At 66.7% G+C, this 22618-nt stretch carries 24 protein-coding genes; 13 read left to right on the top strand and 11 right to left on the bottom strand.

Annotation, left to right across the window (positions count from 1 at the left end):
* Positions 1 to 28 precede the first annotated feature (28 nt).
* From ACNO8X_RS27765 to ACNO8X_RS27755, 3 genes are all read right to left on the bottom strand, one after another.
* The gene (locus tag ACNO8X_RS27765; RefSeq protein WP_418003611.1) at positions 29 to 466 is read right to left on the bottom strand and encodes a TIGR03618 family F420-dependent PPOX class oxidoreductase; all 438 of its coding nucleotides are present in this window, start codon (positions 464 to 466) and stop codon (positions 29 to 31) included.
* Positions 467 to 597: 131 nt separating this feature from the next.
* Positions 598 to 1608, bottom strand: coding sequence for a zinc-dependent alcohol dehydrogenase (locus ACNO8X_RS27760; protein WP_418003610.1), 1011 nt, complete (start codon positions 1606 to 1608; stop codon positions 598 to 600).
* The gene (locus tag ACNO8X_RS27755) at positions 1605 to 2501 is read right to left on the bottom strand and encodes an IclR family transcriptional regulator (protein WP_418003609.1); all 897 of its coding nucleotides are present in this window, start codon (positions 2499 to 2501) and stop codon (positions 1605 to 1607) included. Before ACNO8X_RS27755 ends, ACNO8X_RS27760 begins: the two co-directional genes overlap by 4 nt.
* Before the next feature lie 58 nt (positions 2502 to 2559).
* Here ACNO8X_RS27755 and ACNO8X_RS27750 point away from each other — a divergent pair, with 58 nt between their 5' ends.
* From ACNO8X_RS27750 to ACNO8X_RS27730, 5 genes are read left to right on the top strand one after another with little or no spacing between them, the layout of a single operon-like run.
* Complete coding sequence (locus tag ACNO8X_RS27750; RefSeq protein ID WP_418003608.1) at positions 2560 to 3831, top strand: sulfotransferase family protein; 1272 nt, start codon at positions 2560 to 2562, stop codon at positions 3829 to 3831.
* A gap of 8 nt (positions 3832 to 3839) precedes the next feature.
* Positions 3840 to 5087, top strand: a complete 1248-nt coding sequence (locus ACNO8X_RS27745) for an MBL fold metallo-hydrolase (RefSeq protein ID WP_418003607.1) — start codon at positions 3840 to 3842, stop codon at positions 5085 to 5087.
* A complete protein-coding gene (locus ACNO8X_RS27740; protein ID WP_418003606.1) occupies positions 5084 to 5833 on the top strand; it encodes an SDR family NAD(P)-dependent oxidoreductase in 750 nt (249 codons plus the stop codon). Before ACNO8X_RS27745 ends, ACNO8X_RS27740 begins: the two co-directional genes overlap by 4 nt.
* 2 nt (positions 5834 to 5835) lie before the next feature.
* Positions 5836 to 6783 carry an LLM class flavin-dependent oxidoreductase gene (locus ACNO8X_RS27735; RefSeq protein WP_418003605.1) on the top strand — a complete coding sequence of 316 codons (948 nt, stop codon included), beginning with the start codon at positions 5836 to 5838 and terminating at the stop codon, positions 6781 to 6783.
* Positions 6784 to 6793: 10 nt separating this feature from the next.
* Entirely contained in the window at positions 6794 to 7174 is a 381-nt protein-coding gene (locus ACNO8X_RS27730; protein WP_418003604.1) for a nuclear transport factor 2 family protein, read from the top strand.
* A 253-nt stretch (positions 7175 to 7427) separates the two neighbouring features.
* Here ACNO8X_RS27730 and ACNO8X_RS27725 read toward each other — a convergent pair whose 3' ends face one another.
* The 3 genes from ACNO8X_RS27725 to ACNO8X_RS27715 are packed head-to-tail and all read right to left on the bottom strand — an operon-like array spanning position 7428 to position 9716.
* Positions 7428 to 8039, bottom strand: a complete 612-nt coding sequence (locus tag ACNO8X_RS27725; RefSeq protein WP_418003603.1) for a class I SAM-dependent methyltransferase — start codon at positions 8037 to 8039, stop codon at positions 7428 to 7430.
* A 4-nt stretch (positions 8040 to 8043) separates the two neighbouring features.
* On the bottom strand, positions 8044 to 8469 hold the full coding sequence (locus ACNO8X_RS27720; protein ID WP_133762344.1) for a pyridoxamine 5'-phosphate oxidase family protein: 426 nt from the start codon (positions 8467 to 8469) through the stop codon (positions 8044 to 8046).
* Between the two features lie 59 nt (positions 8470 to 8528).
* Entirely contained in the window at positions 8529 to 9716 is a 1188-nt protein-coding gene (locus ACNO8X_RS27715) for an FAD-dependent monooxygenase (RefSeq protein WP_418003602.1), read from the bottom strand.
* Between the two features lie 82 nt (positions 9717 to 9798).
* Between ACNO8X_RS27715 and ACNO8X_RS27710 the strand changes: the two genes are divergently transcribed.
* Positions 9799 to 10350 (top strand): TetR/AcrR family transcriptional regulator, encoded by a 552-nt coding sequence (locus tag ACNO8X_RS27710; RefSeq protein ID WP_418003601.1) that lies wholly within the window; start codon positions 9799 to 9801, stop codon positions 10348 to 10350.
* 12 nt (positions 10351 to 10362) lie between these two features.
* Here ACNO8X_RS27710 and ACNO8X_RS27705 read toward each other — a convergent pair whose 3' ends face one another.
* Positions 10363 to 12060, bottom strand: a complete 1698-nt coding sequence (locus ACNO8X_RS27705; protein WP_418003600.1) for an alpha/beta fold hydrolase — start codon at positions 12058 to 12060, stop codon at positions 10363 to 10365.
* Between the two features lie 304 nt (positions 12061 to 12364).
* On the opposite strand from ACNO8X_RS27705, the gene ACNO8X_RS27700 reads away from it, so the two are divergent.
* The gene (locus tag ACNO8X_RS27700) at positions 12365 to 13381 is read left to right on the top strand and encodes a VWA domain-containing protein (protein WP_418003599.1); all 1017 of its coding nucleotides are present in this window, start codon (positions 12365 to 12367) and stop codon (positions 13379 to 13381) included.
* A gap of 3 nt (positions 13382 to 13384) precedes the next feature.
* Positions 13385 to 14614 (top strand): hypothetical protein, encoded by a 1230-nt coding sequence (locus tag ACNO8X_RS27695; RefSeq protein ID WP_418003598.1) that lies wholly within the window; start codon positions 13385 to 13387, stop codon positions 14612 to 14614.
* 13 nt (positions 14615 to 14627) lie between these two features.
* Here ACNO8X_RS27695 and ACNO8X_RS27690 read toward each other — a convergent pair whose 3' ends face one another.
* Positions 14628 to 14933 carry a type VII secretion target gene (locus tag ACNO8X_RS27690; protein ID WP_418003597.1) on the bottom strand — a complete coding sequence of 102 codons (306 nt, stop codon included), beginning with the start codon at positions 14931 to 14933 and terminating at the stop codon, positions 14628 to 14630.
* A 147-nt stretch (positions 14934 to 15080) separates the two neighbouring features.
* Here ACNO8X_RS27690 and ACNO8X_RS27685 point away from each other — a divergent pair, with 147 nt between their 5' ends.
* A complete protein-coding gene (locus tag ACNO8X_RS27685) occupies positions 15081 to 16070 on the top strand; it encodes an LLM class F420-dependent oxidoreductase (RefSeq protein WP_418003596.1) in 990 nt (329 codons plus the stop codon).
* A gap of 10 nt (positions 16071 to 16080) precedes the next feature.
* Here the strand turns inward: ACNO8X_RS27685 and ACNO8X_RS27680 are convergent, their stop codons facing one another.
* Positions 16081 to 16746 (bottom strand): helix-turn-helix domain-containing protein, encoded by a 666-nt coding sequence (locus ACNO8X_RS27680; RefSeq protein WP_418003595.1) that lies wholly within the window; start codon positions 16744 to 16746, stop codon positions 16081 to 16083.
* A gap of 110 nt (positions 16747 to 16856) precedes the next feature.
* Here ACNO8X_RS27680 and ACNO8X_RS27675 point away from each other — a divergent pair, with 110 nt between their 5' ends.
* From ACNO8X_RS27675 to ACNO8X_RS27660, 4 genes are all read left to right on the top strand, one after another.
* The gene (locus ACNO8X_RS27675; RefSeq protein WP_418003594.1) at positions 16857 to 17672 is read left to right on the top strand and encodes a Coq4 family protein; all 816 of its coding nucleotides are present in this window, start codon (positions 16857 to 16859) and stop codon (positions 17670 to 17672) included.
* Positions 17673 to 17714: 42 nt separating this feature from the next.
* Entirely contained in the window at positions 17715 to 18437 is a 723-nt protein-coding gene (locus ACNO8X_RS27670) for a YqjF family protein (RefSeq protein ID WP_418003593.1), read from the top strand.
* Positions 18438 to 18531: 94 nt separating this feature from the next.
* Positions 18532 to 18906, top strand: a complete 375-nt coding sequence (locus ACNO8X_RS27665) for a hypothetical protein (protein ID WP_418003592.1) — start codon at positions 18532 to 18534, stop codon at positions 18904 to 18906.
* A gap of 47 nt (positions 18907 to 18953) precedes the next feature.
* Entirely contained in the window at positions 18954 to 19292 is a 339-nt protein-coding gene (locus ACNO8X_RS27660) for a cupin domain-containing protein (protein ID WP_418003591.1), read from the top strand.
* Here ACNO8X_RS27660 and ACNO8X_RS27655 read toward each other — a convergent pair.
* Both ACNO8X_RS27655 and ACNO8X_RS27650 read right to left on the bottom strand, forming a co-directional pair.
* Positions 19273 to 20868: an FAD-dependent oxidoreductase gene (locus tag ACNO8X_RS27655; RefSeq protein WP_418003590.1), complete on the bottom strand. Its 1596-nt coding sequence runs from the start codon at positions 20866 to 20868 to the stop codon at positions 19273 to 19275. The two genes, ACNO8X_RS27660 and ACNO8X_RS27655, sit on opposite strands and share 20 nt — an antisense overlap.
* A gap of 58 nt (positions 20869 to 20926) precedes the next feature.
* On the bottom strand, positions 20927 to 22576 hold the full coding sequence (locus ACNO8X_RS27650; protein ID WP_043390519.1) for a DNA repair helicase XPB: 1650 nt from the start codon (positions 22574 to 22576) through the stop codon (positions 20927 to 20929).
* Between the last annotated feature and the right edge of the window lie 42 nt (positions 22577 to 22618).

The following is a 22618-nucleotide window of genomic DNA, read 5'->3' as shown; positions in this document are numbered from 1 at the left end:
CTATGGATTTGGGGGTTTTTGCGTCTGCTCAGCGAGAAGGGTTCGAGTACACCCGAGTGGGGGAGATCAGCACCGCGGCCCGACCCTCTTCGCGCATGACGCGGTCGTAGGTGTCCCAGTCGTCATGCGTCCCGCCTGCGGCTTGAAAAACGTTGCGCAGCAACACCCGTAGGGTCTCGGCGTCGGTGTCGTCGGGGCCGATGACCTCCGCGGTGCCTTCCGCCGTCAGCCACTGCCAGCCCGCGTGCGTGACGACCGAGGTCCGCGGGTCGGTGCGCAGGTTGTGCAGCTTGCGGGTGGACCCGATCGCGACGAGCGCGACGACCGGCTTCCCGGTGTTCGGATGCGTCATCACACCGGCATTGACGACCGAGGACTGGATGCTGCCGTCACCACGCAGCGTGTTCAGCACACACAGCCCGTGATCACGTGCGGACAGCTCGGCGAAAGCGGCAAGGTCAGTCACCGTCGCAACGCTACGCCGGATTTTCTCGGACTGGTCGTGTTGATTGCCCGGCCCGATCACAACGTCGGCCTGAGGGCGTAGATAGCCGGATATAGCCTCAACGAGGCTCTCAGACCGACATTGTGTCGCGGTCAGTCGAAGGTGACGACGATCTTGTCGGCGGCACCGGGGGTCGACGCTGTCACCAGCGCCTCGTTGACCTGGTCGAACGGGATGGTGTGGCTGACGATGCGAGCGTACTTCTGCCAGTTCGCGACGAGATCGCTTGTGACGTCGAAGATTTCGTCGGGGTATCCCATCGAACCGAGAATGGTGATCTCGTTGCTCATCAGCGATAGGAAGTCGACCGGGACGGGCGCCTTGTGCACGGCCACCACGCCGATGGTTGCGCCCTTCTTGGCCATCGTCACCGCGCTCTCGATCACGGCGGGGACGCCCGCCGCGTCGAGGTAGATGTCGGTATCGGCCTTGCCGGGGAACATCGCCGCACCCGCGCCGTGCAGTTCGACGAGACGGGCGGCAAGCTTCTCTTCGGCGGAGTTGATGACGGCGTCGGCGCCGATCTCCAGCGCGGTCTCGAGTCGGGATGCGATGACGTCGGCGACCACGACATGCTGCACACCAAGGGATTTGAGCGCCAGCACGGCGCCGAGACCGATGGGGCCGGCGCCGAAGATCAGCACCTTGTCGGAGGGCTTCGGCCGGCAGCGGTTGACGGCATGCCGCGCGACGGCCATGGGTTCGTTGAGGGCAGCCACCTCGAACGGGATGTGGTCGGGGATGACTTCGAGGTGAGTGCCGCGGACGGCGTCGGTGAGGAGCAGGTACTCGGCGAGGGCGCCGCGGCCGCCGCCGTTGCCGATGATGTCACCGGGGGTCGCCATGGGGTCGACGACGACATGGTCGCCGACGGCCAGATCTACGACCTTCGCGCCGACCGCGACGATCTCACCGGCAGGTTCGTGCCCCAACGGCATGCGGCCCTGATGCGGCGGCAGCCCGCCGATCGCGATGTAGAGCGCGTCGCTGCCGCAGATGCCGCAGGCGCGAATCTTCACCAGCACGTCGCGCGGGCCGACCTCGGGTTGGTCGACGTCGATGACATCCGTTGTGCCCGTGCCGGTTACCACGGCCGCCTTCATGGTCCGACTCCCTGCAGTCGTTGTTCGATGCGGTGGGCTGCTTCGGAAACCTGTGCGCCGACGTCCTGTACCTGGGCGGCGGTGAGCGCGGCGAACGGTGCGGCGCTGACCGACATGGTCACCAGCCCGTCGGCGTCCCGGACCGGTGCCGCGATGGTGGCGATCTGGTGGGGACCGTCGTCGTCGAGTTCACCGGGCAGGTAGTCGACGAGCGTGAGGTCGGCGAACGACCAGGCGAGGCGTCGGGTGATGGCGTCGGCTTCGCCGTCGACGACCAGTGCGCGCAGCGCGGAGTAGACCCGGACGTACTCCGGGCTGAGTCGCTCGATCACGTAGCCGCGCCGCCGCGTCTCCTGCAGCACCGCGGCCAGGCGCTTCCGGAGTTGCGTCGCCGGTTGGCCGGTGCCCAGCCACGCTTGTTGCGCCGATTCGGCGGCCCATGCCACGTAGTCGCGGCCGAAGGGCGCGACCAGTGGGACCCGGAAACCGGGGCCGAGCCGGGGAGCGGTGAGCGATTCGCCGGCCGTGTCGACGATCTGCAGCGCGGCGCCGTCGCGGCGGGCCAGCAGGACCAGCGTGCCGATTGACTCGGACAGTTCGGTCAGCACCGGTCGGAATGCCCGGTTGTTCGACGGGCGGCCCAGCGTCGCAATCGCCGGTCCGCAGGAGTAGCCCGCACTCGCTTCGTCGCGCAGAACCCATTGGTGCGCAGCAAGAGTCGTCACGATGGCGTGCCCCGTGGCTCGGCTGATGTCGAGGCGGCGGCAGATGTCGGCAAGGGAGAACGAGTGGTCGGGTTCGGCGGCCAGCAGTTGCATCACCGCGATCACGCGTTCGGTCGGCGGTGACGGCACTTGACTGACAGCCTCGGCCCCGCCTACCTTCAGTGTCATACTTTCGAACAGTACGTCGAATATTCGACATTCACAAGTGGGAACCGAGGAGTGGCCGATGGCGAACACCCCGGACGGCGCCGACGTCGTCGACATCGACGACCTGGCCGCACCGCAACTCACTGCGCCGCAACGGCAGATCCTCGACTACACCGAGTCCCGGCGGGTTGAGCTCGACATCGAGACGATGCTGGCCGAGGCGGTCGCTCAGGCCGGGGTGGATGATCTGGCGGACACCGACGGTTTCGCCGCCCGACTGACCGCCCATGTGGCCGCCATCGAGGCCGACGACGGCCTGCGCCAGCTGGCCCGGATGACGCTGCGCGGCAGAATCATTCGGCTACTGCGCAACCGGCTGTCGTTGACCGAGCTGCTCAAGCGTCATCCCGAGATCGAGGCGATCGAGATCGAGCGGCCCATCATCGTCGTCGGGATGCCGCGGTCGGGCACCACGCATCTGGTGAACCTCATCGCCGCCGATCCGGGACGCCGGGCACTGCCGTACTGGGAGAGTCAGGAACCGATCCCGGCACCGGGTCAGGGGCCGGACATCAACGGCATCGACCCGCGCTTCGCGCGCGCGAAGGCCGAACACGACGCCATGATGGCCACCACCCCGCTGGTGGCGGCCATGCACGACCGGTTCCCCGAGGCCATCGAGGAAGAAGTCGAAGTCCTCGACCTGGACCTGGCCTCGTATGTGCTGGAATGGCATGCACGCGTGCCGGATTGGCGCGACTACTACCTGAGGCTGGACCAGAACCGGCACTACGCCTACCTGAAGAAGGTGCTGCAGGCACTGACGTTCCTGCGCGGGCCCCGCACCTGGGTGCTCAAGAGCCCGCAGCATTCCGAGCAATTGGGTCCGCTGATGGCGACCTTCCCCGACGCCACCGTCGCCTTCACCCACCGCGATCCCGTCGCGGTGATCCAGTCGGCGGTCACGATGATCGCGTACGGCGACCGGATGCGACGGACGAGCATCGACCCCGGCGCGCTGATCGAGTATTGGAGTGACCGCGTGCACCGGCTGCTCAGTGCGGGTGTCCGGGACCGCGAGCTGGTACCCGCCGACCGCAGCATCGACATCAACTTTCATGACCTGAACGGCAACGAAATGGCCCTGCTGGAACAGCTGTACGCGGCCGGTGGCATAGAGCTGACACCCAAGGCCCGCAGGGGTTTCCAGCGGTACCTGGACAGCAACCCGCGCGGCAAGCACGGCCGCATCCGCTACGACCTGCAGGGTCATTTCGGCGTCGCGCCCGACGACCTGCGTAGCCGATTCGATTTCTACTTCGATCGGTTCGACGTCCGGCCAGAGAATTGAGGAGAGACGTGATGGAACCGATCTACCGCAGCCGGCCCGGCGCCGATGCGATGGCGCCCGCGTCCGCGGACGCCGCCGAGCAGATCGCGCCCGGCCTGTGGTGCTCGCCGGGCCTGTCGAATTCCTATCTACTGACCACCGCCGACGGCAGGGTGATCATCAACAGCGGCATGGGTTTTGAAGGGCCGGTGCACCGCGCCAACTTCGACGCCGTCGACTCCTCGCCGGTGCGCTACGTCATCTTCACGCAGGGCCATGTCGATCACGTAGGTGGACTGGACAGCGTGCGTGACCCGGACACGCAGGTTGTCGCCCAGGCGAACTGGACGACCTGGCGCGACGACAACAACCGGCTGATCCCGTACCGCGCGAGCCGCAGCGCCTTCGCCTTCAGCGACACCCTGGCCGCCGGCGTCCGGCAGATTCAGCAGCGGCTGGGCACCACGCACCTTGCCGGGCAGAGCGTGCCGACCGTCGACATCGACTTCGAGGACACCCTCACCATCGAGGTCGGCGGCCGCCGCATGGAACTCATCTCCGTGCCCGGCGGAGAGACCACCGATTCGCTGGTGGTCTGGCTGCCCGACGAGCGAATCTGCCTGGCCGGAAACGTCTTCGGAGCGCTCTTCGGACACATCCCCAATCTGGTGACGATGCGCGGTGACCGGTACCGCGACGCGCTGACCGTCATCGCATCGATCGAACGGGTGCGCGCGCTGCAGCCCGAGCTGTTGGTGACCGGACATTTCGGACCGATCGCCGGGGCGGAGTTGATCGAGGCCGAACTCACCCGGCTGCGCAATGCCGTCGAGTACATCCACGACGAGACCGTCGCAGGCATGAACGCGGGCAAGGACGTTCGGACCCTGATGCGCGAGATAGCCCTGCCCGCCGAATACGAGGTGGGGCAGGGCTACGGCAAGGTGGCCTGGGACGTGCGAGCCATCTGGGAGAACTACTCGGGCTGGTTCCACCACCGGTCGACCACCGAGCTGTACCCCGTCGGGCCCGATGCCGTCGCCGCCGACATCGTCGAACTGGCGGGCGCGCAAGCCCTCGTCGACCGGGCCCGGGCCCACCTCGATGCCGGCCGCCCGCTGGAGGCCATTCACCTGGCAGAACTGGTCGGCAGCGACGATCCCGGCGCGCGCGAGGTGTTGCGGCAGGCCCACGAAGTGCTCCTGTCCGGCAGTACGAATTTCTGGGAAACCGCCTGGCTCAGAAACGTTCTCGACACCTTAGAGGGGCAGAAATGACCGCACGCGTCACCTTCGATTTCGCCGGGACCGCTGTCCTGGTCACTGGCGGCACCAGCGGCATCGGCCATGCCACCGCGACACTGTTCCGCAACGCCGGGGCCCACGTCACCATCACGGGCACGAAATCCGTTGCGGCGGAATATGACACCGATCTGTCGGGGATGACGTACCAGCAGTTGCAGATCACCAACCCCGACTCGGTGAATGCGCTGGCCCAGCAGTTCGACCGGCTCGACGTCCTGGTGAACAACGCGGGCGCGAATTTCCCTGGCGGCCTTGACGAATCACAGCCCGACGGCTTCGACGCCTCGGTGGCACTGAACCTCAGCGCGCCGTACCGGCTGACGGTCGGGCTGTACCGCGCGCTGAGGGCGTCGACCGCGGCGGGTGGCGCCAGCGTCGTCAACATGGCATCGATGTCGGCGTTGCGGGCCGTCCCGCTGGTGCCCGGCTATGGCGCCGCCAAGGCTGGAATCATCGGCATCACCCGCAATCTCGCCGTCAAGTGGGCCGACAAGGGCATCCGGGTCAACGCGGTGGCGCCCGGCGTGATCGACACCCCGATGACCGCGCCCATGAAGTTCGCGCAGCAACTGGTCGACGCCGAGCTGGCCCATGTTCCGTTGCGGCGCTTCGGATCCGTCCACGAGATCGCGCCCACGATCGCCTTCCTGTGTACCGAGCAGAGTGCCTACACCTCGGGCGCGCTGTTCGTCGTCGACGGCGCCTCGGACTGCGTGTAGCCATGCAGCTGACTGTTCTGCGCTTCAATTTCGCCTCCCCGCAGGGAGATCCGCGCAACCAGCACCGGCTGTTGTCGGCGGCGCTGGAAATGGCGCAGTGGGGCGAGGCCAAGGGCATCACCTCGGTGAGCGTCGACGAGCACCACGCCACCGGGCACGGCTGGAGCTGCAACCCGATCATGGCCGCGTCCATGTTTCTGGCGCGGACCACTAAGCTGGTCGCCAGCGTGGACTGCGCGCTCGGTCCGCTGTGGAATCCGGTGCGGCTCGCCGAAGACATCGCGCTGGTGGACAACATGAGTCGCGGACGGTTGTTCACGACCGTCGGCCTCGGTTACCGCGAATGCGAATACGATTCGCTGGGAGTCGATTTCAGTCAACGGGGCCGGCTGCTGGACGACCTGATCACACGGATGCTGGCGCACTGGGCCGAGATCGGCAGCTGGACCCGGCCGCATCCGATGCTGTTCGTCGGCGGCGGAGTTCAGGCGACGGCGCGGCGCGCGGCACGGTTCGGGCTGCCGCTGAGCCTGGTCGACTACCTGCCCGAGGTTGCCGACCACTACCGAGAGTTGTGCGCAGAAAAGGGCATCACCCCGTTCGTGATGATGCCCGGAGAAGCCAACCGCGGCATGATCTATCTGCACGAGGACCCTGACCAGGCCTGGGCGGAACTCGGCGAACACATCCTGTGGGAGGCCGTCACCTACGGCGCCTGGTCCGTCGAACGCCGGTCCCTCATGCACATTCCCGGCGTGCAAGCCATCGACGAGGTCAGGGCGTCAGGCAAGTACCGCATTCTCACGCCGGACGCGCTGATCGACGAGATCCGCGCCGCCGGTCAGTACGGCCCGCTCGTCATGCACCCGCTGGTCGGCGGCATGCCCGTCGACGCGGCGTGGAAGTCCATCGAATTGCTCACCGACACAGTGCTGCCCGCACTGGCATAGGAGATTTCACGTGGCATCCGTCGAACAGATCCAGAACGTCGTGGCGCGGTACGTCGAACTGCTTGCGGCACACCAACCCGACGCGATCGTCGACCTCTTCGCTGACGACGCCACCATCGAGGATCCCGTCGGCACCGAACCCAAGACGGGCCGTCAAACCTTGGTCGACTTCTACACGGTCTTGGCGTCGATGGAAGACATCAGCGCAGAACTCCTGTGGAGCAAGGTGGCCGCCGACACCGCCGTCTTCTCGTTCAAACTCCGCACCGGCACCGGCTCGTACCGTTTCGAACTCAGCCCGGTCGACATCATGGTCTTCGACGACGACGCGAAAATCGTGAGCCTGCGCGCCGTCTTCGACCCGGCCACGGACATCACGCCCCTGTCCTGATGCGAGTAGGAATGTGACGGACCGGGCGGCGACGTGCTCGGGTTGACAGTCATGGACCTTGTTCGCAATTGACTCGGCGGCTACGCACACGTGCACTCGGGTTTTGTGTGCGTAGCCGCACGATCAATGTGTGGCCCTCATTGACTGTGAGCCCACGCACTCGTCTACTCGCACTTTGTGTGCGTAGACGCAATGTCAACGCGCACAGGGTGATTGCTTGTCAAGTGTCCAGCAGATGACAACCGCGAGCAACTCAGGTGCGGCGCCGCACGAACAGGTAGTACCGCGCCGGATTCTTGCCGTTGTGGTCCAACCCCGGCTCGTCGCCGCTGTCCAGCAGCGTCCAGCCGAGCGCGAACCGTCGCTGCACCTCCGCCGGATCGATCCCGGGCACTCCGAACGAGGCGTCCGGGACGAACGCGACGATCAGCAGCCGCGCGTCCGGGGCCGCGACCGCGGTCACCTCGCCTACGTACGCGTCGCGGTCGTTCGCGCTCATCCCGTGCTGGCACCCGTTGTCCACGATCAGCGCGAAATCCGCGCCGATGCCCTGGCCGGTGAGCCGGGTGGCGTCGGCCTGGTCGAACCGCACCGCCCCCGGTGCGGAGTCGGCCCGCTTGGCGGCCTTGGCCCGCGCCTTCTGCACTGCGCTGGCGACGTAGTCCACTCCGGTGACGTCCCAGCCGAGCCCGGCCAGATAGAGCGCGTTGTCGCCGGTGCCGCAACCGATGTCGAGCGCGGTGCCCGGGGTCAGGGCACCGTCACCCTCGACCAGCTCACGCAGGCTGGTGGCTAGCGGATGACCGTCCCACGGAGTGAATCCGAGCCGGTAGAAGGCCCGGAACAAGCGCTGCCGGGACGACATGGCATCACAGCGCCCCGAGGTCGGCCGACAGCCAGTGCTTGGGGTCGACTGTGACGGTCACGTTCGTGCCATGCTCGCGCCGCGCCATCTCCAGGTATGCCGGGGCCTTCTCTTCGCCGAGGTACCGCACTGCCATCTCGACCAACTGCTCGTCGGTGCCCGGCTCGATGCTGAGCACCGGACCGTCGACCGCGACGTAGCGGACCGTCGGATCCAGACGCTCGGCCATCAGCGACAGGTGCCCCGCCGCTTCGATCAGCTTGTGCTTACGGGAGTCGAGCCCGGTGAGCAGCCACAACTTGCCGCCAGGCGTGTACTGGTACCAGATCGGCACTGTCAGGGGGCCGCGGTCCGCGCCGGCGTTGACCGACAGTGCCCCGATGTGTGGTTCGGCCAGAAATTTTTCGCGTTCATCCTTGGAAAGCGCCATGGGATCCAACGTAGCGAAAATGGGTGACACCGCAGCGGCTTCGGCCACACGCGATGACGTCAGTTCGGCAGCGGCATGGTGTCGTACAGCCTGACGCCCTTCGCGTTGAGCCGGGCCAGCCGCTGCGTCAGGCCGCTCGGCAAGAGCGAGACGGTGCGTGCCGCGCCGAGGAGTGCCCTTGCGCCCCAATCTGATCCGGGCACGATGGTCTTCGCGTTGACCCGCGCCATGGTGCGGCTGCCTGCCACCGGAGCGGCCATGGCCCGTTCGTAGGCGGCGAACGCGGCAGTGTGGTCGCCGCGTGCCGTGATCAGGGCGTGCGCCAGGACGTACGCCCCGTACACCGCCAGGCTGGTACTGCCACCGACCGCGGGCCCCGGGCAGTACCCGGCGTCGCCCACCAGCGTGACGCGCCCACGCGACCAGGTGCTCATCTCCAGTTGGGTGATCGCGTCGAAATAGAACGCCGGAGTACGGTCTGTTTCCTGCAGCCAGTAGTCGACTTCGGGAGCCAGCCCGGCGAACGCCGCCCGCAGCTGCCGCTGTTGGCCGGCGACGTCACGGTAGTGGTAGTCCAAGGGCTGCTGCGTCCGGAACATGAAGACCGCGCGAGCGTCGTCGAGATGGTCGGCGGTATAGATCATGGCGATCCGCCGGGGCGCCAGGTAACCGCTCATCTCACCTTTGGGCGCAAGGACTTTCGGCACGGAGACCACCGCCAGGTACCCGCCGAGGAACCGTTCCCGCACCTGATCGCCGAAGGTCAATCGACGGACTCCCGAGTGCAGGCCGTCAGCGCCGATCACCAGGTCGTACTGTTCCGGAGCGCCGTGCTCGAACGTCACCTCTCCGGCGTCGGTGATGGACGTGATCTGGTCTCCGAAGCGGAACTCGGCGTCGTCGCGGACGGCGTCGTAGTAGGCCTCGCTGAGGTCGTCCCGCATGATCTCGACATGCCGGTCGGACATGGCCGCGATGAGCTTGACGTAGTCGATGTGGGTCCAGCGGTTGCCGGGCGGACGGTTGAGGGCGAGCGTGGTGGTCCCGGTGGCGCGCGACTCGATGCGGTCCAACACGCCCATGCGCTCGGAGATCTCCATCGCCGGCCGGAACAGGTCGACGGCATGGCCGCCGGTTTTGCGCAGCGCGGGCGCGCGTTCGACCACCGTCACGTCGAATCCGTTGCGGGACAGCCAGTAGGCCAGGACCGGGCCGGCGATGCTGGCGCCGGAGATGAGCACCTTCATGGGGTTCCTCCGTATTTACTTAACGGTCGGTAAGTAGATGTCCGGTCAGCTTACCGCCTGTTAAGTAAGTTAGGGTGGTTACGTGGCGAGACCCCCTTCCGAGACTCGGCTGCGCATCCAGGACGTGGCGCGCGAGCTATTCAGTCAGAAGGGCGTGCAGCGGACCAGCCTGCAGGACATCGCCGACCGGCTCGGTATCAGTAAACCCGCGCTGTACTACCACTTCAGTTCGCGTGAAGACCTGGTGCGCAGCATCCTGCAGCCGCTGATCGACGAGGGTGAGGAGTTCGTCGCCGCCCAGGAACGGCTGCGCGGGTCGGCCCGGGCCACACCTCGCGAGCTGCTGCAGGGCTACTTCGACTTCCACTACCGGCACCGGGCCGATCTGTTGCTGATCGTCGCCGAACTGTCCACGCTCGCGGATCTGGGGCTGATCGATGCCATGCTGGCCTGGCGTGACCGGCTCGGCAAGCTGGTCTTCGGACGCCGGCCGACCCTGGAACAGTCCACGCGCGCCGTCATCGCTTTCGGCGGTCTGCAGGACTGTTGCCTGCAGTTCCCGGACGTCCCCGCCGACCAGCTCAGACGGGCAACGGTCGACGGCGCGATGGCCGCGCTCGGGCTGTCGGACTGAGCCAGGCTTCGGTTAGGCGACGGCGGCGACCGGCTGCACCAGGTTGGCGGCCGGGTTGGCGGCGAGCATGCCGAGGATGTCCTGCCAGACCCCGTAGTTGATCGCGATGTTCAGATGTCCGCCGGCAAACCCTGGATTTTGGTCCTGTACAACGACATTGGTGACGTTCGGTCCGCTGAGGGCCTGCTGGGTGTATGGCGTAACCACCTCGTCGTTGGTGGAGGCGATGGTGTCGTAGATGACGCCGGGCCGGGTGTCGCCGTTGTCGTATACCTGGTGCACCAGCGACGAGCCCATGGCCTGCTGCAGCCAGGCAGCGCCGCCTTGGCTCACCAGGCCCTTGATCAGGGTGCCGAGGATCGGGACGGCAAGCAGGCCGGTGATGCCGTCGAGGTTGGTGCCGTGGTTACTCGGGGCAATGCCGATCAGTTGCGACACCTTCGAGGCACCGCCGAGATTGTTGATGTAGTACTCGGGCAGGATGCCCCCGCCCTGGGAGTGCCCGATCAGGATCACCTGCGGCGCGCCGGTCTGGGCCAACACCATGTCGACCTCGGCGGAGAGCTGCTCGCCCGACTTCGTGATGTCCGCGATGGACTGCACGGGGAAGTTGGGGTCGCTGGTGTTGTTGCCGTAGTTGAAGGTGAAGACCTTGTAGCCGGCATTGGCCAGCACCGGAGCGCCGACGCTCCAGTCGAAGTTCTGAGTCGTGGCGGTGGCGTTGATCAGGATGATCGGCAGTGGATGTTGCGCGGTCACGGTGATCGACGGGTCGTTGGCCCCGGGAGGGGGCACCAACGGCGTGGAGAAGCCGAGCAGGTTGTAGACGCCGTAGTCGACCGCGAACGGTCCGCTGCTGGTGGCGTTGAGCGGCGTCCCGGTGAGCACCTTGCTGATGTCGCCGGCCGTGGTGGCAATGCCGGTCAACGCCTTGTACGGCAAGCCCCACAGCAGGTTCGGGCCGACTTTTTGGGCGTCCTGGGTGACCGTGTTCTTCACCTCTGAGGCCAACATCGCGCCGACATCGAACCCCAGCCCGACCATCTGTCGGGTGAACTGAGTGGCCTGCCGGACGTTGTTGGCCCACGCGGCGCCGACGTGTTCGGCGGTCCCCGCCAGTGCCGCCCCCACGGTGTTGACCACCGAGTTGACCAGGTATCCGGGGCTCAGTTGGGTCGAGACATTGGACTTGCGTTGTAACTCTTCACCCAGCGCTGCCACGGTCGCGCTGTCCGGAAGCCGCGGGCTCGAGGGTTTGAGTGGTGTGTGGGGTGAACTCGCGGTGGTCACCGCGCTCACCGGGGTCGCGCCGGTGGGGACTTTCAGCAGCTTGGTGACTTTGGGTGCCGGGGAGGACGACGTGGTTGCAGCGACCGCAACGGCGGGCGCGGCCGACGGCTTGGTCGGCGTGCCGTGGTCTTTGGCGGATGTCGGTTTCCGTGACGATTGTGGATCGGTTTTGGGAGCGACGGGCTTGGTTTCACCGGCGGCTTTCGCTCGCTGGCGCGGTGGCGCCGGTTTGGCCTGTTGGTGAGTGTCGGCGTGACCGGATCCCTCGCCGTCACCCTCGGCCCAGGCGACGCCGTCGGCCACCGCAAGCATTGCCCAGGCGGCCAGTACCACCGCCAGTACAACCATCCACGGCCGTCGCCGGCGCATATCGTGCGCCGCGACACCGCCGACCAGACCGATGCGCGTAGGTGCTTCCATGAGGTCCTGGTATACGGCAGAAAAACCTGTGATGGAGTCAATTCTGCAATAATTTTTCCCGCGGCGGGAAAAATTGTTCTTGCTCCGCGCATCGGCAATTGCAATTGCCGGCCGGTGACCCGCGCCGGGCTACCGGTGTCGCCGCAACCGCGGCGTCCGGAGCCACCGCCGCCGCGCCGGTACGATTGCGGATGTTCGTCGGCCCCGTTCAGCCGACGCCGAATTGCAACGGAGGGTGAGTGTTGGGGATTTCGCCGCCGCGACGCCCTGAGGTGCGGTCGATGCCGCCCGGTCCGGTGAGTCGATGAACATCCCCTTTGTCGGGCCGCTGACGCTGTCCGGGTTCTCCAGTGCGTGGTTCTTCCTCTATCTGATCGCCGTCATCGGGGCCGTCGCGATTTACCTGCTGCTGCGCAAGGCGCGGCGCAAGCGGGTGCTGCGGTTCGCCAACACCGAGCTGCTGGAGCAGGTCGTCGCGGCCCGTCCGAAGACGCAGTCGCGGTGGCGGCATGTGCCGGCGGTGTTGCTGGTGACCTCGCTGGTGCTGCTCACCACCGCCATGGCCGGACCGACCCACGACATCCGGATTCCGCGTAACCGCGCCGTCGTCATGCTCGTCATCGACGTCTCCGAGTCGATGATCGCCACCGACGTCAAACCCAGCCGCATCGAGGCGGCGAAAAGCGCAGGCAAGACGTTCGTGAAGGGCCTGACCAACGGGATCAGCGTCGGCCTGGTCCAGTTCTCGTCCAGCGCAACGATGTTGGTGGCCCCGACCAGTGATCACGACGTCGTGGCGCGAACCATCGAGACTCTGGAGCCGTCACCGCGCACCGCGACCGGCGAAGGCATCTTCACGGCGTTGCAGGCCATCGCCACCCTCGATGCGGTGATGGGCGGCGGTGACGGTCCGCCGCCTGCCCACATCGTGCTGATGTCGGACGGTAAGGAAACCGTGCCGGCGGACCCGAACGACCCCCGCGGCGCACTGACTGCGGCGCGGGCGGCCAAGGACCAGGACGTCGTGATCTCGACGATCTCGTTCGGTACGCCGTCGGGCGTCATCACCTACGAGGGTCAGGAAGTGCCGGTCCCGACCGACGACCTGTCGCTGCAGAAGATCGCGAAGGTGACCGGCGGCGAGTCGTTCCGCGCCGAGACCCTCGACCAGCTGACCCGCGTCTACGCCAATCTGCAGGAGCAGATCGGCTATCAGACCATCCGCGGCGACGCCAGCGGCAGCTGGACGCGAGTCGGATTCTTCGTGCTGGTGTTGGCGTTGTTCGCGGGCCTGAAGATCAACAACCGCCTGCCGGGCTGAGCCATGGCCCGACGGTTGATCGCGGTGTCGCTGGCGGCGCTGGTCGTGGCCGGCTGTGCCAACACCGAGCCCGGGCAGGCCGAGAAGCAGGGCGGTGGGCCGCCGTCGTCCGCCGTAGACGTGACCCTGCTCGGCAGCGGGAACTTCCCGGTGACGCCGACACCTCCGCTGGGCACGGCGGGAGCGGCGTCCACAGGGGCGCAGATAGATGCGCGCCGGATGGCCGACGACGTCGTCGGGCCCTGGGAAATCGACCCGCAGATGGTGGTGCCCGGCGAATCGCGGGCCGTCGTGATCACCGGAGCACCGGCCCTCGGCACGATCCTGCCCGCCGCCGTGGCGAGCACCGTCAACGCCCACCACATGCTGTACGGCTTCGCATCCGACCGGCAGGACCCCGACCAGTGGCGATTGATGAACGGCGTCCTGCGGTTCCCTGACCCCGCCGCCGCCGTTGCGGCGGCCGCGGATCTGGCCGGTGCGGTCGCCGGGCTGTCGCCGACGGTGAATCACCCGGTACCGATCGCCGGGCATCCGGACGCGCGCGCCACGACCTACAGCTCGAACCTGAACACCGGCCCGGATCAGCCGGTCACGCTGTACTCGTTCACGCCGCACGGTCCGTATGTCCTCACCCAGCTGGTTTACGGGCCGGACCCGGGCGATGCCGCGGCGGCCGTCGGCGCTGCGTTGGACGCGCAAATGCCGCGCATCGACGAGTTCGTGCCGACCGACCCGGCCAAGCTACCGACGCTTGCCGTGGATCCGTCAGGCTTGCTGTCGCACACCATGTCGCCGCCGACTTTCCCTGATCCGCCGTCCTCGCGGCTGCCGGACGCCAAGATCGGCAGCTACCTGCCACGGGCTGCGCTGCACTTTCAGGACGAGCCGACCGGCACGGCACCGTTGTTCGCGGCAGCGGGCCTGCAGGAGATGACCTACAACCAGACGATCGTCTATCGCGTGAAAGATGCGGCGGCCGCGAAGAAACTGGTCGATGACCTGGCCGACCTCACCGCGCGCGTCGAGGTGTCGGCGCATCCGGCCAATGCCGTCGATTTCCTGCCGGGCAGCCGGTGCGTGCAATCCGAGATCGACCCGACGATGACCAATGGTTCGATGTTCTATTGCTTTGCGGCGCTGAACAACACCGTCATCGCAGTGCGCAATGCCGATGCCACCGGGGCACGCCAGGAGACGGCGGCGCAGTACAAGATGCTGCTGGCTCCGTAGGGCCGCGGGCTGATCAGCGCCCCGGCATGGTCTTGCCGATAGCGCCACCTGATGCGGCATCGGTGTTCTGGTACTTGGTCGCCGCGGTGCGCAGTGAGTCGGCGTACCCCGTGACCGCCTTCCCGAGGTTCTGGCCGTCGGCGTTCAGCAGCGGGCCGACGCGTTGGCAGGCGGCCCCGGTCGCGAGCCCGGACATGCCGGACGCGGCCGAATTCAGCGGCTCGCCCGGCTTGAGCTCGCCGACGGCGGAACCGCACAACGTCATTGTGCTCGCCGCGGTTGTCAGGACCTGCGGGTCGACGCGCAAATCGGGTGCCATTTCTTCAGCCTAAGGCCGCTAGGCGGTGGATCCCGACGCTGTTTCTTTGCCCCGTTTGATCGTCGTACGGCCGGGTCTGATTTGCCGCACTCCTCATCGCGGCTCGTCCCTCGCCGCTTGATCGTCGTACGGCCTAAAGTCGAGGCCATGCGCTTCGGATTGTTCATCCCGCAAGGTTGGCGTCTCGATCTGGTGGGGATCGCCCCGCAGGATCAATGGCAGGTGATGCGCGACCTCGCCGCGTACGCCGACGCCGGACCCTGGGATTCGCTGTGGGTGTACGACCATTTCCACACCGTGCCGATGCCGACCGCGGAGGCCACGCACGAGGCGTGGACGCTGATGGCGGCCTACGCGGCGACCACCAATCGCATCAAGCTGGGCCAGATGTGCACGGCGATCAGCTACCGCAACCCCGCGTACTTGGCGAAGGTCGCCGCGACCACCGACATCATCTCCGGCGGCCGGGTCCAGATGGGTATCGGCGGCGGCTGGTACGAACATGAGTGGCGCGCTTACGGTTACGGATTCCCGTCGGCCGGGGTACGGCTGGCCCGGCTCGACGAAGGCGTGCAGATCATGCGCGCGGCCTGGCGCGAAGGTGTGGTGAGCTTCGACGGCAAGCACTACCAGGTCGACGGTGCCATCGTGCAGCCGAAGCCGCTGCAGACCGGCGGGATTCCGCTGTGGATCGCGGGCGGCGGGGAGAAGGTGACGCTGCGGATCGCCGCGAAGTACGCGCAGTACACCAACTTCACCTCCGAGCCGGACGGTTTCGCGCACAAATCCGAAGTGCTGCAACAGCATTGCCGCGAGGTCGGCACCGACTACGACGGCATCGTCAGGTCGGCCAACTTCAACGTCGTGATCGGTGACTCCGAGGCCGACGTCGCGGCCCGCATCGCGCGCATCCGCGAGCGGCAGGTCGCCGTCGCGCATGAGGCTGCCGTCGACGCGATGGTCAAGAACCTGACCTCGCCCGACTCTGCCTGCGGCACAACCGAACAGGTCATCTCGAAGCTGCAGAAGATCAAAGATCTCGGGTGTGAGTACGCGATCCTGTATTTCCCGGAAGCCGCGTACGACCGGTCGAGCATCGAGGCATTCGAGCGCGAGGTCATCCCCGCGCTGAGTTAGGGCGTCGTCGCTACTGCGGAAACACCGGCTCTGCTGCCGGTGGTTCGGCGAGCAACGCCGGTAACACGAAGACCCGGACATATCGACGTACCTGGGCCGCGTCGTCGGCCCCGGGGATCGCATCCATCAGCAGGCTCAGTGCCACGCCCAGGACGTACTGCGCGGCGTCGGCGGGTTGCAGTCCCGGCCGCATGCTGATCACCTGCGCCTTGAACAGGCCCTCGTACATCGAGCCGAGCAGGGTGACCAGGTTCGGCGCCGTCACGATAAGCGTTGCGACGCTTGATTTCTCGTCGTGCTCGGACAGGACCCGCAGAATCGGATTCTGACGTACCTCGGTGGCGACGATGACGAGCGACTCGGTCATGATCTCGGCGAGGTCCTGCAGCATCAGTAGCCGGGCGGCCATCTGGGTTATCTGGGTCAGCGTCACGCGGACCACGAGGGCCTCGAGCAGTTGATCGCGGTTGCGAAAATGCCGGTACATCACAGCCCTGCTGTATCCGGCTTCCAGGGCGATGGCCTCCATCGTGGTCGCCGCGAAACCCTGCCGGATGAAGAGTCGTTCCGCGGCATCCAGGATTTGGGTTTGCGCCTGTGGTGCGCTGTTTCCGCCTCCCGTGGGGCGGCCCCGGCCGCGTTTGGGGGCGGGGCTGTCCTTCGTGTTCCGCGCCATCACCACATTCTCCAGCACATGACCAATATGTTGACATATGTCGTCGTGTATCTGATTATCGAATCGGTTGAATCACTCAATGCGGAGGCTGGATTCAGGTGAATGAACATGTGCCAGGACCGACCGAATATGAACGCAGCGGTGGCGTTGTCCCAGACAAAACGACGTGGACGCCGTGGTTGAAAGCCTGGCGAATGCTCATCGACGCCAGGTACCACACCGATATCTACGAGGCTTTCCTCGGCATGGAAGCGCCCATCCTCGCGCGCGCCTACTACCAGGTGCGGTCACATCCCAACGGACGCAAGCTGTTCCGGGACAAGCCAGATCTGCTCGCCGTCCTGAATGACCGGGAGTACCTGGCGTCGCTGCCGTTCGGCAGTCTCGGCCACGCCTACCTGAGCTTCCTCAACACCAACAAGCTCGATGCGGGCGTTTTCGGTGAGGCCGAGACCATCCGGCCCATCGCCGAGAAGAACAACTGGGACGACGACTTCTACTACATGGTCGTGCGCGGCACCGCGCTGCACGACATGTTCCACACCATCGGGGGCTACGGCCCCGACATGGCAGGCGAGATGGCCAACATCGGATTCCATTGCGGGCAAATGGAACCCGCCGGTCCATTGGAGAAGCTGGGCTGGTTCGGTGCTCTCACGCTGCCGGGTGCGTCGGTGCCGTTCAAGTTGCGGTACTACCGCCAAGCCGTCGAGCGTGGCCGAAGGGCCGATCTGCTGATGGCGGCGCCATGGGAAGCGCTGCTGCCGAAACCGTACGGCGCGGTCCAGCGGACGCTCGGAGTGGCGCCCGTCGAAGTGGCCCACCCGCAGGGCCGGTGGGTCACCGACTGGACTCCACCGAGCATCACTCCGCCCACCGCGTGGAACTATGAACGGATCCTGGCCGCCGGCCCCGCGGCCGCGTGACCTCAACTGGCGGCGGAGCCGTCGGGCGGGTGAGATGACAACGTGAGCGACTTCCTGGTCGACGCCCCGCCGCTGCCGCCGCCGGTGTGGGTCGAACAATTCTGGGGAGACCTCACGTTCCTGCACTGGCCGGTCGACCCGGCGACCGTCGCGCACCTGTATCCGCCCGGCACCGAGCCGGACGCCTTCACCGATGGGCTGACGTACGTCGGCCTGATCCCGTTCGTCATGCACCGCTCCGCGGTGGCAGGCAGAGTGCCGCTGCCGTACTTCGGGGCCTTCGCCGAAACCAACGTGCGGCTGTATTCGGTGGATGCCGCCGGCCGGCACGGCGTGCTGTTCCGGTCGCTCGAGACGACGCGGCTCGCGGTCGTCGGGATGACGAGGCTCGGCATGGGCGTGCCGTACACCTGGGCCAAGCTGCGGGTGACCCGAACCGGTGATCGGATCACCTACGCGGGCACGCGCCGGTGGCCGGAGCGCGGCCTGCGCAGCCTCGCGGAGGTGGCGATCGGGGAGCCCGTCGAACCCACTGCGTTGGAGGTGTGGCTGACGGCTCGGTGGGGCGCGCACACCCGCAAGGCCGGCCGGACGTGGTGGGTCCCCAATGCGCATCCGACCTGGCCGCTCCGGCAGGCCGAACTGATCGAGCTGACCGACGATCTGGTGCCTGCCAGTGGTGTGGTGCCGGTGGGGCCGCCGTTGCGCGCGCTGTTCTCGCCGGGCGTGCAGGCCCGTTTCGGGCGGCCCACCGCGCTCCGCTGACCTTTACCCGAAGGTGTCTGATTCCGGTCCGGAAGATGAACGGCTGGTAGCGCAAAGGTGCAGTCTCGGTGATCATTGCGCCATGTTGCCGACGATGCGCGAAACCGGACGCCGAACCGCCCCGGTGCCGATCCCCTCCAATGCCACGGCCACCCGGCGCACGGTGCGCCCCGGCGTCGCGAGTGGCCGGCCGCGCGTCGATACGCAGCCCCGTCCCGCCCACCGCGCCGACCTGGCGCAATCACGCCTGTTCGCGGCGCTGTTGCTGGACGAGATCGCCGATCTGGAAGACCAGATGACGTTGGTGGAGCGGCGATCCCGGCGTGCGCAAGGCACCGCGGCAGCGGGGTCCGAGCTTCCGTCGGACGCTCTGCTCGCACTGCGTCGGCGACTCATGGAGGTGCAGCGGATGCTCGACGCACTGGGCCGTCGCTTCCCCAACGAGGGGGATTCGCTGCGCGTGATTTAAACCGCCAAACGGTTCCGGTGGGCATTGCTGAAGCGGATATTTGAATCATGGAGAAAATCTCGCTGACCGCTCTGGCGCGCCAGCATCTGGACATCGCGCGGGATGGGAACGGTGGGCGCAGTGCTCACACGATCTTCGGCGGCCACGAGCACGCGTTGCGGCAGACGCTGATCGCTCTCGCCGACGGCAATGAGTTGGCCGAACACGAGAGCCCCGGCGAGGCCACCCTTCAGGTGCTGCAGGGCCGGGTGCGGCTCGTCGCCGAGCAGGCCAGCTGGGACGGTATGGCCGGTGACCACCTCATCATCCCGTCCACCCGGCACAGTCTGAAGGCGCTCGCCGACTCGGTGGTGCTGCTGACGGTGGTCAAACAGCCTGCGCGTTAGCCGGAATGAACGTCATCGCGCGCTCGGCGAGCGCGGTGATGGTCAGACTCGGATTGGCACCCACATTCGCCGGGACGGCTGCACCGTCAGTGACCAGCAGGTTCTCGTAGCCGAACACGTGGTTGCGGCTGTCGACCACACCCGTCTCCGGGGACGCGCCGATCACCGCGCCACCGAGGATGTGGGCCGTCGACGGGATCGCGAAGATGCCCTCCGTCACGCCGGTGTAGGGAACGCCGCCCATCCGCCGAGCGAACCATTTCGCCGCGTCGTAGGCGGCCGGCACGAAATCCGGGTTGGGGTTGAGCGGGTCCTGCTCGGTCGTCAGCGCCACGTTTCCGTTCGGCAGCCGCATCTTGACCTTCAGGCGCATCGCGTTGTCGATGGACTGCATGACCAGCAGGATGATCGTGCGGCGTGAGGTGCCCTTGATCTTCCACGCGGCCAGGGCTGCCTTCGGGTTCTTCGCCGCGGCGGCCAGGAAATGAAGTGGCCTGGTGCCGCGCTTTCCGGCCTCGATCATCAGGTTGAACAGCATCGACTGGGTGTCGCCGCCCTTGCCGTACGTGACGACCTCGATGTGGGTGGTCGGGTCGGTGTAGATACTCGACGTGATCGCGATCGAGTGGGTGAAGTCGTCGGGGTAGTCCTCGGGCGCCATCACCGCCATGATCGATTCGCTGTTGGTGCGCACCACATACCCGAGGCGGTCGGAGATGTTCGGGAGCGAACCGCTGAGCTTGCAGCGCTGCAGCAGCCGGTTGGTGCCCAAGGCCCCGGCCGCGACGACGACGCCGCGGGCACGCAGCGTCTCGCTGGTGCGCTTGCCCAATGCGCCGCTCTTGCGGTGTGTCACTTCATATCCCGCTGAACCGTCGTCGTCGAGCGGCTTGATGTCGGTCACCGCGCGCTCGCTGAAAATGCGGACCCCGAGCTTCTCTGCGAACCACAGATAGTTCTTCCGCAACGTGTTCTTCGCGCCATGGCGACAGCCGACCATGCACGAACCGCATTTGATGCAGCCCGTCCGGTCGGGTCCGTCGCCGCCGAAATACGGGTCCGGCACCGTCCGTCCCGGCTGCCCGAGGAACACGCCCACGTGCGCGCGGCGGTAGGTGTCGCCGACGCCGATCGACTTGCCGTACTCCTGCAACAACAGGTCTGCTGGTCCGTCGTCGTCGTACTCGACGACGCCCAGCATCCGTTCGGCCTCGTCGTAGTGCGGCGCCAGCTCGGTTTCCCAGTCGGCCAGGCCCTTCCACTGCGAGCTCTCGTAGAAATTCGGGAACGCCCGGTAGAGCGTGTTCGCGTAGCCAAGGCTGCCACCACCGACACCGCAGCCCGAGCCGATGAAGATGTCCTTGAACAGCGTCAGCCGCAGGATGCCGCGCATCCCGAGCTGCGGCGCCCAGTAGTAGTTCTTTGCGTCCTTGGTCTCGTCCGCGAAGTCGGCATCCTCGAAGCGCCGCCCGCATTCGAGAATCGCTACGCGGTAACCCTTTTCGGCCAAGCGCAGCGCCGAGACGCTGCCGCCGAAACCGGACCCGATGACCAGCCAGTCGTAGTCGTACGTCATCTGTGACCTCCGCAATCGGCGAACTGCGAAGAGCCTATGCCCTGATTGCTGGGACTGACTAGATAGCGGGCCCAAGCAGGTCGTCGGCGTCCTTGATGACGTAGCCGTAGCCCTGCTCGGCCAGGAAGCGCTGCCGGTGTGCGGCGTACTCGGCGTCGAGGCTGTCGCGCGAGACCACCGAGTAGAACACCGCGCCGCCACCGTCGGCCTTCGGGCGCAGCAACCGGCCCAGTCGCTGGGCCTCTTCCTGTCGCGAGCCGAACGTGCCCGAAACCTGAACGGCCACAGACGCTTCCGGCAGGTCGATGGAGAAGTTGGCGACCTTCGACACCACCAGGGTGCGAACCTCGCCGCGCCGGAACTGATCGAACAGCGCTTCGCGTTCGGCGTTCTTGGTCGAGCCCTGGATCACCGGGGCGTCCAACTCCTGGCCGAGTTCCTCCAACTGGTCCAGATACGCGCCGATCACCAGGGTCGGTTCGTCGGGGTGACGGGCCAGGATCGACTTCACCACCGCGATCTTGGTGTGTGCCGTCGAGCACAGCTTGTAGCGCTCCTCGGGCTCGGCCGTCGCGTACGTCATGCGCTCGTTCTCGGTCATGGTGACCCGCACCTCGACGCATTCGGCCGGCGCGATCCAGCCCTGCGCCTCGATGTCCTTCCACGGGGCGTCGTACCGCTTGGGTCCGATCAGGGAGAACACGTCGCCTTCGCGGCCGTCTTCGCGAATCAGGGTGGCGGTCAAGCCAAGTCGGCGCCGGGACTGCAGATCGGCCGTCATCCGGAACACCGGCGCGGGCAGCAGGTGCACCTCGTCGTAGATGATCAGGCCCCAGTCGCGGCTGTCGAACAGTTCCAGGTGCTTGTACTCGCCCTTGGTGCGCCGGGTAATGACCTGATACGTCGCGATGGTGACGGGCCGAATCTCCTTGCGTTCACCGGAGTATTCGCCGATCTCCTCTTCGGTCAACGAGGTGCGCGCGATCAGTTCGCGCTTCCACTGCCGGCCGGCGACGGTGTTGGTGACCAGGATCAGCGTCGTCGCCCCGGCCTTGGCCATCGCCGCCGCACCGACCATGGTCTTGCCCGCGCCGCAGGGGAGGACCACGACGCCGGAGCCGCCCGCCCAGAACGAATCCGCGGCCAGCTCCTGGTAGTCGCGCAGCTTCCAGCCGTCCTCCTCCAGCGTGATCGGGTGCGCCTCGCCGTTGACGTAGCCCGCCAAATCCTCGGCGGGCCAACCGATCTTGAGCAGCATCTGCTTGACGCGGCCGCGCTCGGACGGGTGGACGATGACGGTGTCGTCGTCGATCTGGGCGCCCAGCATCGGGGCGATCTTCTTGTTGCGCAGCACCTCGGTGAGCACCGCGCGGTCGAAGCTCACCAGGGTCAGCCCGTGCGCGGGATGCTTCACCAGCTGTAGGCGCCCGTAGCGGCCCATGGTGTCGACGATGTCGACCAGCAGTGGCTGCGGCACCGCGTAGCGGGAGTGCGACACCAGCGCGTCGACCACCTGCTCGGCGTCGTGACCCGCGGCGCGCGCGTTCCACAGCGCCAAGGGCGTGATCCGGTAGGTGTGCACGTGCTCTGGCGCACGCTCCAGCTCGGCGAACGGCGCGATCGCCGCCCGCGCCGCCCCGGCCAGCTCATGGTCGACCTCGAGCAGCACGGTTTTATCCGACTGAACGATCAGGGGTCCGTCAGTCATGTGCGATCCATTCCATTACTCGCTCGCAGGCCATCCGATCCA

Source organism: Mycobacterium sp. PDNC021 (assembly GCF_048282635.1).
Lineage (GTDB): Bacteria > Actinomycetota > Actinomycetes > Mycobacteriales > Mycobacteriaceae > Mycobacterium > Mycobacterium llatzerense.
Note: the sequence above shows the minus strand (reverse complement) of the source record. Positions and strands in the feature narration are given on the sequence as shown.